This is a genomic window from Devosia albogilva, assembly GCF_042685625.1.
In the GTDB taxonomy this organism is placed as follows: domain Bacteria; phylum Pseudomonadota; class Alphaproteobacteria; order Rhizobiales; family Devosiaceae; genus Devosia; species Devosia albogilva.
In genome coordinates this window covers 2,651,829-2,667,716 of the sequence record NZ_JBHUNP010000001.1, presented here as the reverse complement: position 1 = coordinate 2,667,716, position 15,888 = coordinate 2,651,829, and the positions used below count along the sequence as shown (strand labels likewise).

Sequence of the window (15,888 nt, the reverse complement as noted above, 5' to 3'; positions counted from 1 at the left end):
CACAATCTCCCTAGTCTTTCCTCGGAGTGACTTTAGGTGGATGAAGCTCTGGCGGTCGCCCTGTCGCCCAAGCCTCGTCCACGTGCTGTGGCTAACGCTATGCGTATGTCCAGAAGGAGAGACTGCAGTCGAACATATGTTTCGTCCCATCTGCTGAGTACTTCCGGCTCGCTCATATCCACGCCATGAACTTGCGCGTATCCGGTGATGCCAGGTTTTACGTCCAAAACACCTCGGCGCGCACGGGCTTGGATTAGCTCCGATTGACTCGGCAGGCAGGGTCGAGGCCCGACCAAGCTAACTTGGTTCAACAGAATATTGAAAACCTGCGGTAGTTCATCAAGCTTAGATGATCTGAGAAAGCGTCCTATCGGTGTGACAGCATTTTCCGGCGCCTCGTGAGTACCGACGTTTGGGGTGCCCAAATGCATCGTGCGAAATTTGAAGCAGGTGAACGTCTTGCCTGCACGCCCGACGCGTTCCTGACAAAATATCGCGGGTCCTTTTGACTGGAGGCGGATTAGGATGCTCAGAGTGATGAGTAGCCACCAAAAACACACAAGAACTGCAACGGCAAACGACAGATCGATGAATCGCTTGACAACGCCGAAATATAGGTTGTCCACTTGCCCTTCACTTACAATACGCCCTTCCGCAGTTCTGTCCTTTAATTCTGCAAACACCTCGTCGGCTACTGTGCAGACGCGAACCGTTGGCTTCAGAGCAGAAAGCGCATGAATGACCTGTGAACGCACATGACGTGGCAGCTTATTGAGGGCTGAGAGTTTGCCGCTCAGCTCGTCTCCAACGACTGCAGGTAGATAAAAGGTAGTTACGGGAAGATCGGGCCGGCAAGCGAGTTCCTCAACGGCCTTGCGTTTGGTTGCAGCGTAATGGCCTAGGTTCGTCTCATCCAGAGCGTGCGTACTGGAGAAGTTTATCATGCGCCTGACGCCAGCTTTCCGGCTAGCTTCGGCCACTCGCATTGTCAGCTTAACATTGACTTCTTCAAATGCAGATCGCGGCGCGAGAACATCGTTATTGAGAACGGCAAGGTGGATAACGAGATCGGCTCCCTTCGCTGTCGAATGCAAATCCTCGTAAGTACATGCCTCCCTACCTGGGAAAGCGATTTCTAACTTCCGCGTGTCGCGACCCGAGACAATGACCCGTGCCCCCCGGGATTCAAGCTCAGGAACAAGTTGTTTGCCCAATCTGCCGGTCGCACCGGTCACAACGACTAACGGGTACGTCGATCCAAGTGACTGTGCCATTCGCACTCTCACCCTTGTGCCAATTTCGTGGTGTCGACGTGGGCCGAGTCGCGTTCAGCTATGAGGCTGAATAGGACCGCTCTCGCAGCCTTCTCGTCGCCGACCGATAAGGCGTTGCGGAGTTCATCAAGGCGAGGCGCGATGCTGACAGACTGCGCAAGTTGGCCTCGGCCGCGGAGAATCTTTGGGTGGCGAGTGGGCGTGGCGCTACTGGAATCATAGAATAGTTCCTCGAACATCTTCTCTCCTGGCCGTTTTCCTATAGCCACAATCTCGATGTCTCCTTCAGGGTTGTCATCGGATCGCACAGTTAGGCCTGCTAAGCGCACCATGTTTTCTGCCAAGTCGGATATCAAGATCGGTTCTCCCATGTCTAGCAGGAAGACATCGCCGCCCTCTGACAGTGCACCTGCTTGGACAATCAGTTCGGCGGCCTCCTGGATAGACATGAAGTAGCGCGTCATTGCGCGATCAGTCAGCGTAACTGGCCCCCCTCTAGCGATCTGTTCCTTAAACAGGGGAACCACTGACCCGTTGGATCCAAGAACGTTGCCGAACCGGACAGCGCAAAACCGCTGACCTGTGTGCTGCTCCAGTGCCTGGGCGGCTTTCTCCCGGACGATCAGTTCCGCCCATCGCTTGGTGGCCCCCATAACATTGGTAGGGCGAACCGCCTTGTCAGTCGAAATTAGGACAAAGTTCTTCACCCCAAACTCGAATGCCGCGTCAGCTATAACTTTGGTCCCAAATACATTGTTGTAAATTCCTTCGAAGGCATTGGCCTCGACTAAAGGAACATGCTTATGTGCCGCAGCGTGAAACACAACCTCAACGCTATTCTCCTTTATAGCACTAATGACTCGCTGCGCGTTAGTTACTGACCCTAGCACTGGAACTACTGCAACGTCCTTTTGCGTATGCAACTCCATCTCGATCTTGTAGAGGGCGAACTCGTTGGATTCAAAGAGAACGAGACGCTGCGGTCGCCACTGCGCAATTTTGCGGCAGAGCTCTGAACCAATCGAACCTCCCGCTCCGGTAACCATGATCGTGCGTCCGACGATCATCTCACGAATCAAATTAGCGTCGGGAGGGACGGAGGATCGACCGAGCAGCTCGTCGACTTCGATTTCGTGAATTTGGCTGACTAGATACTTACCGGTGACAAGGTCGGCGATGCCAGGCAGCGATTGCACCTTCACCCCATGCTGACTTATGTCCCGCACAATTTCCTTTCGACGGGTAGCAGAAAGGGAGGGCATGGATAGGATAACCTGCTTGACGCCGAAATCCCGCACAAGGGACGGGAGGTAGGAAGGGGCGAAGACCTTGATGCCAACGACCTCCCTCCGGTGTAGGGTCGCGTCGTCGTCTAGGAACCCAGCGATGAAGTGGCTCTTACGCAGTGACGTTGCGAGCTGTGTCCCGGCTTCACCTGCACCATAAATAACAACAGCTGGAAGCTTGAGCAGAGCCGAACGGCTTGTTGGCCAGAAAATCCATTTCGCTATGAGTCGGCTACCGGTGAGAGCCAAAGTGCCTAGCGCCCAATAGATTACGGGCACTGATCGAGGTACAATACCGCGCCCCGTCATCTCGGACAGAAATGCCAACAGAACCCATAGGATTGCTGCCAATGCCATAGCCTGCACGATGGTCCAGATCGCACGCTCCGGCAGGTATCGGACCACTGCACGGTACAGCCCCATGCGAACGAAAATGGGAATGCCGATCACGGGTGCAGAGGTGACGATTAGCCACTCGTCAAGATTGCTGGGCAGTTCCCAGCGATCATAACGAAGTGAGAAGCTCGCCCACAACACGAAGGCTAGTGCAATGACGTCGAACCCTACAAGAATCGCACGTTTGCTACTGCGCGGCAGAGACAGGACGCGCTTGCGTAGGGTAGAGAACATTACGAAGAGCCTGGATATGGCAGGGGAGCGATGCAACTGCCGTTTCACGAAACATCCTTAAGGTCAAGTATGGCATGATGAGCATGCCTCCTCCACCTCTATGACGTCCCCACATCTTGATGGTGAGACCGTCACTGCCGCAGGCAACAGTATGATGGAGCCTCGAGCCAAACCAGTCTGATTGAACTGCCTGAGCTCCTCCCGCACTCAGTTGAGCTAGCATAGCTCGCTCCTCGAGGTCGACAGGACTGAGAGCGTCGAGTGTCTTCGCCGCGGCTGTAGAGGCGCTCGATGTCTTGCGGGCGTCCGCTCTGTCCCGAGAGACGAGAAGTAGCTCTCCATCGCGGCATTGTCCCAGACGTTCCCGGACCGGCTCATCCAGCACGTGATGCCGATCGGGCCTGAGGCGCTGGAACTGCTCGGATGGGTATTGGTTGCCTGGTCGCTGTGGTGCAGCAGGCTGTCGGGCTTACCACGGCGCCAGATCGCCATGAGGAGGGCGTCGGTGACGAGTTGCAAGGTCATCTCCGCCTTCATCGACCAGCCGACGAACTGCCGTGAGAACAGATCGACGACGGCGGCAACGCAGAAGCCTTCAGCGATCCAGATGTAGGTAAAATAGGCAAATTCACTTTGGTTCGGCGCCGCGGCCTCGAAGGCACGGTCGAGGAGGTTTTAGGAGATCGTGGCGCGCTCACCGATGTCCTTGGGCAGCCCACGTCGTTGCGGTTGGGCCCGTAGCCCGTTCTCAAGCATCAGCCGCTCGATATGATGCAGGCCGCAGCTCAGGCCTCTCGCCAGCACATCGCGCCGGACATGCCGGGCACCGTAGGTGCGCTAGCTGCTCTTGACGCTACGGGTTATCCTCACCAGCACTTCGTCCTGCCGCGAGTGGGCACTGGCGCTACGGTTAAGGCATGAAAGCCCGACCCGGAGATCCGGAGACACCCGGCGCTGCGTATGCCATGCCACCGGCCAGATGCCCGGTGCTCTGCGATGAAAGCGAACCTCATATCGCTTCCCTCGCGAAGGAAGCTGCGGCCATTTTTGGGGATGTCGCGCTCTGCCTTCAGCTTGCCCGTTTCCTTGCGTAACCGATCAATCTCTAACTGCCCCGGCTTCATCTCCCCATGGCGGAGAAGGCGTGTTGGGGATCAGCGGACGACTCCCTCATCCAGCGCAGCATGTTCTCGTGAAGGTCCAGATCGCGGGCCGACTGCGCGACGCTACCTTCCGATCCTAACCAACCTGAGAGCCAGCAGCTGGAACTCCCGGGTGGACTCCCTTCGCCGCATTACGGCAGCAGCTCAAGTGCACGTCTTAGTCGGAGGCGCGGTGCCGCTATGGTACGGTTTGGCCGAACAACGCCAACGTATGTTTAAGGTCTAGCAGGGTGTTGAAGAAGTCGCTCGTCGGATCGGTTGTTGCGTGATTCAATGGACTCCGCTGATTTGCGGAGGCGGGATGCGGGGATCGGACGAGAGGACTGGTGCCTTGTTCAGCTATGTGGATCTGGAGTCACGGGTGCGGAAGGACCACCCGCTGCGCAGGATCCGGCGGCTGGTGAACGAGGCGCTGTTGGCGCTGGAAGGTGAGTTTTCTTCGCTCTACTCGGGTTTGGGTAGGCCTTCGATCGCGCCCGAGAAGCTGCTGCGGGCGATGCTGCTGCAGGCATTCTACTCGATCCGTTCGGAGCGCCAGTTGATGGAGCGGCTGGAGTTTGACCTGCTGTTTCGCTGGTTCGTGGGCCTGGGGATCGACGATGCGGTCTGGGACCATTCGAGCTTCTCGAAGAACCGTGACAGGCTGCTCGAGGGCGATATCGCCGCCAAGTTCCTGGCGGCGGTCCTGGCGCAGCCGCCGGTCAAGAGGCTGCTAACCACGGAACACTTCTCGGTGGACGGCACGCTGATCGAGGCGTGGGCGTCGATGAAGAGTATCCGGCCCAACAGCCCGGAGGACAACACGGATGAGCCGCCAAGCAGTGGTGGTGGGCGCAACCCGGATGCCAGCTTTCACGGCCAGAAGCGGTCGAATGCCACCCATGCCTCGAGCACCGATCCGCAAGCCCGGCTCTACAAGAAGGGTGCGGGCAAAGAGGCCAAACTCTGCTTCATGGGGCACGGGCTGATGGAGAACCACAACGGGCTTCTGGTCGATGCCTGCCTGACGCAGGCGGATGGCCATGCCGAGCGGGTGGCGGCGCTTCATATGATCGAGCCTCATGCCGACCGGCCGCGGGCCATCACACTGGGCGCCGACAAAGGCTATGATGCCGAGGATTTCATCAATGAGCTGCGCTCCATGCGGGTAACGCCGCATGTGGCTCGCAACCTCAGCGGCCGCCGCTCTGCAATTGATGGACGCACAGCGCGCCATTCCGGCTACACCGTGAGCCTGCGCATCAGAAAACGGATTGAAGAGGCGTTCGGCTGGATCAAGACCGTGGCCGGGCAGCGCAAGACCAGGTTCAAGGGGCTCGAACGGGTTGGCTCGGCCTTCACCTTCGCTGCCGCTGCCTACAATCTTGTGCGGTTGCCAAAGCTGATTGCGGAGACTGGCTGATGGCAAAGGTGCCCGCATACGCGAAGGCCTTCGCCGGCCGCTGGCGCATCGCCGAAATGGATGTCTGGGACAACGATGTCCTCGATCTCGTCGAACCAGCACACCTCACCTTGAGGGCCCGGCCGATGGCGAAATCGCTTTCGGCGCGCTTAAGGGCTTCCTCGACGTTCGCTATGGTTCCCGAGACGGGGCCGCCTGCGCCGAGTTCTCATGGCAAGGCTACGACGACAACGATCCAGCCTGCGGCCGCGGATGGGTCATGATCGGCACTGCCGGTCGCCTCGTCGGCCATTTCTTCATCCACAAGGCCGATCACTCAGGTTTCGTCTGCGAACCCGACTGACTTCTTCAACACCCTGCTAGTCCTAGCTGGATTGGTCAGTGTCGTTCCCACGGCGAAGCAAAAGAGCATGATAATCGGCGCAACCTCTAGCGCCGGTTCTACCAGCGAAAAACCTAGGAGGAGTGTCACCGCCATTTTCAGACTTGGATCGGAAGCGCGAAGATAGAACAGGACAACAATAAGGATCAGAGCCAAAAGGCTGATCATCCCTCCATCTAGCCACATCACCAAGATGGAGTTGTGAACCGCAACTTCGATGCCAGTCCAGCTCCGCTCGATTGCCGTCATAAAGCCGCCTGGGCCTATCCCAAGAAGCGGCTGTGCCTGGATCAAGTCAGCCGCAAAGACCATCAGGTCAGCACGGCGCACCACCGAAAGAGGCACCCCATAGTGCATAGCGGTCGCTGCCAAATGCTGATCGGCCATAAGCGCGGTGCCTGCCAGAACGGCGACTGAGATCAAGGCCACCGCTGAAATTACCAGCCTCGCGTCTCGTGGGCGCCAGTAGTGCCAAGCCGAGGCCACAGTCGCCAAAGAGAAAAAGCCAAGGCCATAGCGAGATTTAGTCGCCCACACTGCCGCAGCGAGGGCGCACCACAGAACAACCCCTAGCCATTTCCGCGTCTGTTTCCATGCGAATGGAACACAGAAGACCATGAACAACGCGAGGAGGTTAGAACCTCCCAATGGGGTAACAAGAGCCTCTTTGAAGTCGTAGAGGAAAGACTGCCCCTCCAGGGTGGCATAATAGTGCAATGTGAAAGCCAGAACGCTCGCCGCGACAACGGCCCCCGCGATAGCAATGGGGAGATTGAGTGTCGGTCGCGGAGCGCCCCACATCGCAAACAGCACGGTGAAACCGCAAGCATAAGGGAGGGAGTAGGCCGCTGCTCGCGACCACTTGACCTCGTCTGCCGTTACTGCTCGCCCTGCTGAAATCGCAACTCCGAGCAGCAGAACGGCAAAAAGCCAGAGCAAAACTGGTGGCATGGTCGCACGCTGACGCACAATGGTATGCCCCGCCAGCGGCAGCGTTAGCGCCAGCGCAAAAGGTACAGACAGGGAACTGCCCCCCACCCAAACAGGCAAGCTTCCGAAGGATATCGCGATGGGGAGGTATGACACCGCTAGGGCTGCTAACCGCCGGTTCGGCGGATGAGCTTCTGGGTAGTCTTGCATGTTCAACATACTGATCTGTGCCTAGAACATGCTGCCTAGTTGAGGCAGACCGCAAAGTCACGCTCAAAGTTACTGAAGTGGACCCCGTTTCACCGGACAGGCGGCGGTTGGGTTTAGGCACTGAGGTGCAGGAACTCGCGTGGTGAGCGGTATGAGCTGCTGCCGGTTTCGTGGACACCGAGATAAGGTGTTTGACGGAACTGGAGAGTTGGTTATGCAACGAAGGAAGTTCAGCCGGGAGTTTAAGCTCGAGGCTGTGAGGTTGGTCAGGGACGTGCCGTAGCTGTTGCGCAGGCGGCCCGCGATCTTGACCTGCACGAGAACGTGCTGCGTAAGTGGATCAGGGAGTTGTCCGCTGATCCGCAGCACGCCTTCTCCGGCCATGGCCAGATGAAGCCCGAGCAACTCGAGATCGAGAAGCTGCGCCGCGAGGTCGCCAAGCTCAAGGCGGAGCGCGATATCCTGAAAAAAGCCGCGGCCTACTTCGCCAGGGACTCGATAGAGGTTCTCGTTTGTGGCGAAGCACCGAAGGATCTGGCCGGTCTCGTGGATTTGTGAGGCGCTCGGTGTGTCTCGCTCGGGCTTTCATGCCTGGCTCAACCAGTACGGCGAGGTGCTGGTCGCCGGAATCCGTTCAAGCTTTGCCGGCAGCATCGAACCTATGGCGCCCGGCGGGTGTGGCACGACGTGCTGGCCGAAGGTCTCGACGCCGGCCTGCATCGCATCGAGCGGCTGATGCGCCAGGAAGGTCACCGGGCTCGGTCGCGCCGGCGTGGGCTGCCCAAGGATGCGGGAAAGCGCCATGCGGTCTCACCCAACATCTTGGATCGGGCGTTCATGGCATCGGCGCCGAACCAGAAGTGGATCGCCGACTTCACCTACATCTGGACGGCACAGGGGTGGCTCTATGTGGCGGCAGTGGTCGACCTCTACTCCCGTCGGGTGGTGGGCTGGTCGATGAGTTCATCGATGGCCGCTCAACTGGTGACCGATGCGCTGATCATGGCGATCTGGCGTCGTAGCAAGCCCGATAGCCTGCTGCACCACTCCGACCAGGGCAGCCAATATACCAGCGCGCAGTTCCAGCGGCTGATGGCTGATCATGGCATCACCTGCTCGATGAGCCGGTCTGGCAATGTCTGGGACAACGCGGCGATGGAGAGCTTCTTCTCATCGCTCAAGACCGAACGCACCGCCCGCAAGGTCTATCGCACCAGGGACGATGCCAAGGCCGATGTGTTCGACTATATCGAGCGCTTCTACAACCGGAGGCGCCGACACTCGACACTGGCTATCTGAGCCCCGTGGATACGAAGAGCAAGCTAAGCCAGCCTAACCTCGTGTCCATCGAACCGGCAGCAGCTCAAACGTCATTGGGCGCTTGAGTTTGGGGCAACGTCGTCAGAGACACTGTACATTCAGCGCCCACTTGCCTACTAGCTTGAGGCACGCTGGGAGGGGCGTAATGACGGTTTTGCAGATTCAGAACGAGGTACCATCAAGGAATAGGCTAATTTTTGTGGCGCTCTTGCTGTCCCTTGTTGGGGACATCTGGATGGGAATTACGCTACCTCTCGCCATCTTCCCTGTCTTGGCATGCTTGTTAGCTAATCGCCTGAGGCTGCCACCGATCAACGCCACCCCTTCTCTGCTGCTCCTCTCTTCTTTGGGTGTGATCGTAGGAATACAGGTGCTGTCGGGTGCCCCTCCTGCTGGACGCTCTGATTTGTTGGTCTATCTTCCCATTGTCTACGCAGTCTTAGCGCTATGGGCCGCGAGCGCTGTGGATCTTGAAGACGCTGCAGTTCGCAACGCTCTGATATATGGAGGGGTGTCAACGGCGGTCGTTATGTTCGGGACTGCCTTCTTTGCGCCTCAAGACTTCTATTTCTTACCTAGTCAGTATATTCCAAGTAATACAGAGATATCACTAGAAACTGGGCCTGATATTGACGCCATAGATGGTGGTCTCGAGCATTCTGTAGCGGGTGCTCCTTTCTACGAGTGGAAGCGGCGTTTAATAACGCCACTCGGCTTCTCGAACTACCTATCAGCCTTTCTAATGTTCTCCTGCATGATCGCTCTGTTCTCTCGCAGCTATGCAGCAGCAATATTCCTGGGATGTAGCGTCGCTGCGACAGGATCGCGGTTCGGGATTGCTTTTCTCGTCGTGGGCTTCATCTGCTGGCTCCTGTATAGGCGAGGGTTGAGGAGTTGGGTTGTGCCCTGCTCTGTCGTTGCAGCCACGTTCGCTGGCGTAGTAACGCTTATAGCGTTCGCCCCTTCACTTCGGTGGATACCAGACGCGGCTTCACTCCAAGTAAGGGTAGATTATTGGCGAGACGCTCTCGTGGCGTGGTCAAATTCTCCGTTTATAGGCATGCCCCGCTCCTACATAATGGAGGCAGTTCGGGCGACCGTCTTTTGGAACCCTCACAATGCGGCGCTGTGGATTGGCACGCTGTTCGGAGCGGCAGGGCTAATTGTCTACGGAGCATATTTAGTAACCGTTTGTCGCCTAGCAGCGCGCTTGTCGCTGCAGTCGGAAGTCTGGGCCGGAGTTCTTGTGGGGCTAAGCCTCCTTATCTCGATGAGCATGGTTGAATCGATCGCCGTCTCTCCTGCATTCGAGATCTTGATGGCACTACTCCTCGGTGTAGCCCTTCGCAGGAGCCGCTCCGAAGTCGTAGAAAATGCGGCATAGTCCGACTTTCCGAGTGCCGAGATATTTCTGCACTTGCGCTTCACGCATCGGCTCGGTGGAACTCAGGCTCGCTATTCAAAATCCGCTGGTGCTCGGATATTCTGGAGATCCACGCCCGCGATGGCGAGGTGGTTCCCATCTTCTCCGTCATTGATGCCTGCGATCGCGAGGTCATCGCCTGGTCGGCCGTCGCCGATGCCGGCATCTCTGGTGAGATGGTGTGTGATCTGATGATCGCTGCCGTCAAACGCCGCTTCCGCACATCAGGTCCCACACCGCTGGAATGGTGGAGTTGACGTTGCCCCCAACTTCTATCCAGCGTGATGTAGACTCGGGCGAGTGTTGTGGCCGATCTGGCCGGCGAGGGCTGCCGCGGAGCCTTCACTGGAGCTGACGTTGCCCCCTGCAGCTAATCCAGTTTGAAGTAGGCTCTGGCCCAATGAGGACCAGAGATGAAACGAACCAGGTTCACCGAAGAACAGATCATCGGTGTTTTGAAAGAGCACGAGGCCGGCATCCCGATCGCCGAGCTGTGCCGCAAGCATGGCGTGAGCAGCGCCAGCATCTACAAGTGGAAGGCCAAGTATGGCGGGATGGACGTCAGCGAGGCCAAGAGGCTGAAGGCGCTCGAGGAGGAGAACACCCGCCTCAAGAAGCTGCTGGCTGACAGCATCGGTGCGAAGCGCCTGGTAGCGCATCGGTCATCCGGCAACACCCCAGAACTCGGCACGCCCGCCGCTCGCTCATCCCATACTTGGTCTGTAGATGAGCAACAGCCTCCCGCTCTACGGCGGGCGTTACCATTTTTTTCCCAGAAGATCCTTCAAGGCGGCGTTGTCGAGCATGTGATGTGGCGTTGCGCGAGCGGATGAAGACTATCGCTCATGAACGCCGCAGGTTCGGATATCGAAGGCTTCACGTGTTGCTCCGCCGGGAGGGTTACGAGGTCAACCACAAGCGGCTCTTTCGCATCTACCGAGAGGAGAAGCTGACCGTGCGTCGTCGAGGCGGCCGCAAACGGGCCATGGGGACCAGATCACCCATACTGGTGCCGGTATCGCCCAATGAACGATGGTCCCTCGACTTCGTCTCCGATCAGCTTACCGATGGCCGGCGTTTCCGGGTGCTGACCGTAGTTGATGATTGCACCCGCGAGTGCCTCGCCTTGGTGGTGGACACGTCGCTATCGGGGCTAAGGGTTGCTCGCGAACTCGAGACGCTCATCACCAGCCGCGGTCGGCCGAAGATGATCGTCAGCGACAACGTCCTAGGTCACAAAGAGACGCGATATCGGGGCAAGCAGGTCTCGATGCGGGAGTTTGCACCCGCGGAGTGATCATCGTCAATCCAGGCGGCTTCCACCGGTCAGGAAGAGCTCTCTGCCATAGCAAACACAGGGTCCATAGGCGTTCTAGCCTTGGCCCTGACCGTCCTTAAAACGAGATGCAGATCCAGGTGGAAGACCCAAGCATTATCTACAGGGTCGCGCTTTGCGCCCTAATGGCTCCACAGAGAGGGGTTCTCCCACCTGGCACCGTCCCCTCGAAAAAGGGGCGGTAGTCGGCACCGCTTTTGATGACGGCGTGGACAACACGCGCCATCTTGGCGGTTATAGCGGTGAGCGCCTTGCGCCGCAGATCGGGGTTGTCCCGGTCACGAGCTATGTAGCGCTCGAACTTGTCGCGAAAGCTATTCTCCTTCTGGCGAATGGCCACCTGCGCGGCTAACCACAGGGTCCGCCGCAAGCGTGCATTGCCATACTTGGACAACTTGGTTCGGCCGCGAAACACACCGGACTGGTGCGTGGACAGGTCCAAACCGCAGAACTTGAGGAACTGGCGGTGATGACCGAAGCGGCTGATGTCGCCAGCTTCGGCGATGATCGACAAGGCGTTGATCGGGCCGATGCCCGGGATCTTGCGCAGCTGCTGGTAATCAGGACTGTGCGCCAGCATGGTATCGGCCATCTTCTCGATGGTATCGCGCTGCCGGATCAGGCTGCGTGCCTCGGCCAGCACCATCCTGAACATGGTGATGGCAGGAGCGTTGAGCGGGATGGGAAGACCTATGGATGTTCTTGCGGTCTGATAAATATCGGCCAGCAGCCTCGCCTTGGATACCTTGCGGCCAACGACGTGCCAGGCTGCCTCAATAAAGGCTGCTTCATCCATGACGGTGATGCTGGCCGGCGTGGGGAACACTTCCAGGAAGGCAAAGAACCAGTCGCTGCGGCTGCTCTGCCGGAAGCGCTCGGCCTCTGGGAAATAGAGCGGCAGGTAGTGGCTCTGGATCCGGTGCAGGATCTCGGTCTTGGATCGGGAGATCGCCTCATGGGTTTTGGATAGTTCCTGCACGTCATTGATCCCGGCCAGCAGCGGGTCATGATAATGCTGAGTGGCGCCAATCCGCAGCATATGCAGGATGACCTGTGCGTCCTTGGGATCGTTCTTGTCCCAGCTGTTGTGCAGTGCCTCTCGGGTGCGCGCCGCAGCCATTGAGGAGACCAGCCGAACTTCGAAGCCGGCCTGGATCAATCGCCAGGCGATGGGCCGGTGGTAGTTGCCGGTCGCCTCGAAACCGCAGATCACCGTCTTGCCGGTGTCGAGCAGCAGGGCGATCAGCCGGTCATGATCCTCGCGGGCATTGCGGATCGTGAGCTTGCGCCGGCGTTGCCGGCCCGGGATCTCGATCAGGACTTCGTTGCGAGCCTTGGCAACATCGATCGCTACCAGTACGGCGTCGGCTGGCGTAGTCTGCTTATTGGTCATGGTCGGTCAGTCTCCAAACGAGGCATTGAACACCTCCAGTTTAGAGACCTGCTGGTCGGCCATGGCCACGCGAAGCGGCGCTGCTCCGCAACCCTGGCCAGCTCCGCTGCGCCGCTTCCCAATGTGCTATGGGACGGAGTTTACCTCGAACGCGATCCTGGGCTTTGCGGATCGCCATCGTATCGACTGGCACTACATCGCACCGGGCAAGCCGATGCAGAACGCCTTCATTGAGAGCTTCAATGGCCGGCTCAGAGACGAGCTGCTGAACGAAACGCTCTTTCCCTCGCTCTCCTACGCCAGAGCTGCGGTCGCAGGCTGGCGCTCGGACTACAACCTCAACCGACCCCACTCCCGGCTCGGCTGGATGACACCGACCGAATACGCCAACACCTTCCACCCGCGCCGTGATCTGCCGCTACGCTCCAGTGAAGGCTCCGCGGCAGCCCTCGCCGGCCAGATCGGCCACAACACTCGCCCGAGTCTACATCACGCTGGATAGAAGTTGGGGGCAACGTCACTTGCCGCACACCTTGAGCGTGCAGCGTGCATCGGTATCCTTCTGGGCCGACGAGGGCGGTTCGTCGGGCCAGATCTCCGCAAACGTCTTCTCGTCCTTGATCGCCTGCGGCAGCTATCATCTCCTTATTGGCGTCGCAACGGACGCGCTCCAGACTATCAACTCGTCGGACGAGATAGCAGTTCGGTCATGGCAACCTGCGCGAGATGGACGTTCTCGAAAGTGCCAACAACAGTCTTCCCTCCACTCGGCGTGGGCCGTATCAGACGCTTCGCCTTAGCTAAGCCGTTCGAGCCAAGAGCGCGTGCGACCTCTCGGCCTATGCGAGACCCGCTCACAGAGAGTTCGGGCCGCATCATCGCACGTTTCATGGCCGTGAATACATGGGTGCGATAGTCACGATGTCTAATTATGCAGAGTGCATAGAGCCTGTTGAGGTTAAAGTGTGCCAAAGAGTCAGGCTTCGCTCGCCGAAGTGTCTCCATGGCGGCATTGGCCCAAACGGTTTCGACGCTGAAAAACTTTGGAACAATCTCGTCCCATTCAACATCCTGAAAAGGTGCCATATGAGGGTCTGTCTTGAAGTCTCCTCTGTGCCTGTTCAGAGCGCTGCGACCTGTGTTACTTCCGCCCGATGCACCTGGGATGGTTACGGGATAGTCCCAAACCAAAAAGCGCTCGATTTCAGTGCACACTGACACAGACGCTGACATATCAGGACTAGTTCCGAAAAACACCCTACCCAACTTCTTTCGGATGCGATCCAAGACAACCCGGCGAACTAAACCATGGTAGAGCTTAGGAAGACCATCAGTACCTTGGAAAGCGCCTTCCAAACCTCGCTCCAATGCTATAGCCGCATCAACGGAATAACTCCTGCCACTGTAGCGATCCAGATACAATTTCCCACCATGCGCAGCTCCGTAGAATTGCGTGCGAAAATCGGGCCATGAATAATTTGCCGACATCACGGGAACGACAACGTCCGAGTTGTTCCTTCGAGCCAACTCGACAGCGTCTAACACCGATTCCAACACCGAATCGTCGTCCCCGATCAGGCATACATATTCACCCTTCGCGTGTTCAAGCGCTGCTTCGTGGTTTGCAGTCATTGAAAGGCGGTCTGGATGGTGGATATAGGTGAGTCTCGGATCAGTTACAGCGGATACAAACTGGCGTAGTTCACACTCGTCGTTTGAGGTATCATGAAAGAGAATCTCAATGTCGCCACGAATGGACAACAGGCTTTGAAGGCAACTAATCGCGTATCGTGACCGGTTGTGAGTAGGCACTACTATCGAAACCGCATAATTGTCGCGCATTTTGTTTTCCTTGGAATATTCCGGCTTTACCTGCTCTATTCAAGTTAACTGCCATGACCGATCAACCGGCACGAGATAACCGCGCTTGAGACATTTACAAAAGATTACACACCCACAGGCCACCTGGTTCACACTTGATCCATGAAGATCTTCGTAACTACCCGTTACTTCCTACCTGCGTATAAAGCCGGGGGGCCTATTGTGTCCCTGGCGAACCTCTTCAAGATACTCGGTCAACAAGCTGACTTTCATGTAGTAACCACGGACCGCGATCTAGGCGACTCTCGTCCTTTCTCTTTCCTAAGCTCTCACGAACCGCCAACCGTTAATGGCGCATCGGTGTATTACCTTGGGTCACACGAGCGATCGCTGGAGCGTATAACCCAGGCAATCCACGACGTCGCGCCGAATACTATTTACCTCAACAGCTTCTTTGACACACGGTTCAGCGCCCGCGTCCTTCTGGCACGGCGGCTTGGGCACCTGCCTGCCGCGCGTCTCCTCTTGGCGCCGCGTGGCGAGTTCTCCGCCGGAGCACTCAACCTTAAGGCCGGACGCAAGCGAGCCTATATCTCCACGCTGAAGGCCGGAGGGTTCTTGCAAGGCGTCGAGTGGCATGCGTCCACCGCGCTTGAGGCGGCGGAGATCGAAGGTGCGCTGGGTCCCTCGCCGGGTAGGCTCATCCACATCGCCCCAGATCTCGGCACGATGCCCGACACGAGTGCGTTCGCAGAGTGGCGGCCACGCGATGCTGGCAAGCCATTGCGCGTGTGCTTCCTGTCACGCATTTCCCCCATGAAGAACCTTGCTGGTGCAGTTCGCGCGCTCGCAAGAATGAAAATGCCCGCGATCTTCACACTATACGGTCCCAAAGAAGACGCGGCGTATTGGGCGGAATGTCAAAGTGCGATACGCGCCCTACCTTCGCATATCACGTTCAAAGACGGAGGGGTTCTAACACGTGACCAGATTTACGGTACACTCGCACAGCACGACGTTTTTTTTCTCCCTACCTTGGGCGAAAATTACGGCCATGTAATCCCAGAGGCGCTTTCCGTTGGCCTACCGGTTATTATAAGCGATCGCACACCTTGGCGGGGGCTTGCAGCGAAAGGGGTAGGATACGATGGGCCGCTTGACGAAGGCTCCTTTGCCGCTGAGCTCGACCGCCTCGCGGCCGCCGACGCTACGGCAATGGCTCGTATGCGGGCATCGTGCCGCGAGTACGCGCGGACTATCCTAACAGACCCAGCAGCCATCGAGGCGAACCGGAAACTCTTCCTCAGCTGAAGATGAT

The 15,888-nt window shown here is 57.9% G+C and carries 9 protein-coding genes and 5 pseudogenes; 8 read left to right on the top strand and 6 right to left on the bottom strand.

Going from position 1 to position 15,888, the window contains the following annotated elements:
- Nucleotides 1-32: 32 nt before the first annotated feature.
- From ACFSX5_RS13405 to ACFSX5_RS13395, 3 genes and pseudogenes are all read right to left on the bottom strand, one after another.
- Nucleotides 33-1,274: a sugar transferase gene (locus tag ACFSX5_RS13405; RefSeq protein ID WP_386834087.1), complete on the bottom strand. Its 1,242-nt coding sequence runs from the start codon at nucleotides 1,272-1,274 to the stop codon at nucleotides 33-35.
- Between the two features lie 8 nt (nucleotides 1,275-1,282).
- Entirely contained in the window at nucleotides 1,283-3,238 is a 1,956-nt protein-coding gene (locus ACFSX5_RS13400) for a polysaccharide biosynthesis protein (protein ID WP_386834086.1), read from the bottom strand.
- 168 nt (nucleotides 3,239-3,406) lie between these two features.
- Nucleotides 3,407-4,485, bottom strand: a pseudogene (locus ACFSX5_RS13395) (IS3 family transposase).
- Nucleotides 4,486-4,654: 169 nt separating this feature from the next.
- On the opposite strand from ACFSX5_RS13395, the gene ACFSX5_RS13390 reads away from it, so the two are divergent.
- Nucleotides 4,655-5,755: an IS5 family transposase gene (locus tag ACFSX5_RS13390; RefSeq protein WP_386834084.1), complete on the top strand. Its 1,101-nt coding sequence runs from the start codon at nucleotides 4,655-4,657 to the stop codon at nucleotides 5,753-5,755.
- Nucleotides 5,755-6,098: pseudogene (locus ACFSX5_RS13385) on the top strand (hypothetical protein). Before ACFSX5_RS13390 ends, ACFSX5_RS13385 begins: the two are co-directional and overlap by 1 nt.
- Here ACFSX5_RS13385 and ACFSX5_RS13380 read toward each other — a convergent pair.
- Complete coding sequence (locus ACFSX5_RS13380; RefSeq protein WP_386835645.1) at nucleotides 6,072-7,277, bottom strand: O-antigen ligase family protein; 1,206 nt, start codon at nucleotides 7,275-7,277, stop codon at nucleotides 6,072-6,074. The pseudogene ACFSX5_RS13385 and the gene ACFSX5_RS13380 overlap by 27 nt on opposite strands.
- 214 nt (nucleotides 7,278-7,491) lie before the next feature.
- Between ACFSX5_RS13380 and ACFSX5_RS13375 the strand changes: the two are divergent.
- From ACFSX5_RS13375 to ACFSX5_RS13360, 4 genes and pseudogenes are all read left to right on the top strand, one after another.
- Nucleotides 7,492-8,662: pseudogene (locus ACFSX5_RS13375) on the top strand (IS3 family transposase).
- Between the two features lie 80 nt (nucleotides 8,663-8,742).
- On the top strand, nucleotides 8,743-9,981 hold the full coding sequence (locus ACFSX5_RS13370) for an O-antigen ligase family protein (protein WP_386834082.1): 1,239 nt from the start codon (nucleotides 8,743-8,745) through the stop codon (nucleotides 9,979-9,981).
- A gap of 128 nt (nucleotides 9,982-10,109) precedes the next feature.
- Nucleotides 10,110-10,277, top strand: coding sequence for a hypothetical protein (locus ACFSX5_RS13365; RefSeq protein ID WP_386834080.1), 168 nt, complete (start codon nucleotides 10,110-10,112; stop codon nucleotides 10,275-10,277).
- A gap of 156 nt (nucleotides 10,278-10,433) precedes the next feature.
- Nucleotides 10,434-11,245: pseudogene (locus ACFSX5_RS13360) on the top strand (IS3 family transposase); the annotation flags it as partial.
- Nucleotides 11,246-11,456: 211 nt separating this feature from the next.
- Here ACFSX5_RS13360 and ACFSX5_RS13355 read toward each other — a convergent pair.
- Nucleotides 11,457-12,749, bottom strand: a complete 1,293-nt coding sequence (locus ACFSX5_RS13355; RefSeq protein ID WP_386832819.1) for an IS110 family transposase — start codon at nucleotides 12,747-12,749, stop codon at nucleotides 11,457-11,459.
- A 130-nt stretch (nucleotides 12,750-12,879) separates the two neighbouring features.
- On the opposite strand from ACFSX5_RS13355, the pseudogene ACFSX5_RS13350 reads away from it, so the two are divergent.
- Nucleotides 12,880-13,251: pseudogene (locus ACFSX5_RS13350) on the top strand (integrase core domain-containing protein); the annotation flags it as partial.
- Between the two features lie 176 nt (nucleotides 13,252-13,427).
- On the opposite strand, the gene ACFSX5_RS13345 reads toward ACFSX5_RS13350, so the two are convergent.
- Complete coding sequence (locus ACFSX5_RS13345) at nucleotides 13,428-14,591, bottom strand: glycosyltransferase family 2 protein (protein ID WP_386834079.1); 1,164 nt, start codon at nucleotides 14,589-14,591, stop codon at nucleotides 13,428-13,430.
- 201 nt (nucleotides 14,592-14,792) lie between these two features.
- On the opposite strand from ACFSX5_RS13345, the gene ACFSX5_RS13340 reads away from it, so the two are divergent.
- Nucleotides 14,793-15,881, top strand: coding sequence for a glycosyltransferase family 4 protein (locus tag ACFSX5_RS13340; RefSeq protein ID WP_386834078.1), 1,089 nt, complete (start codon nucleotides 14,793-14,795; stop codon nucleotides 15,879-15,881).
- Nucleotides 15,882-15,888: the final 7 nt, after the last annotated feature.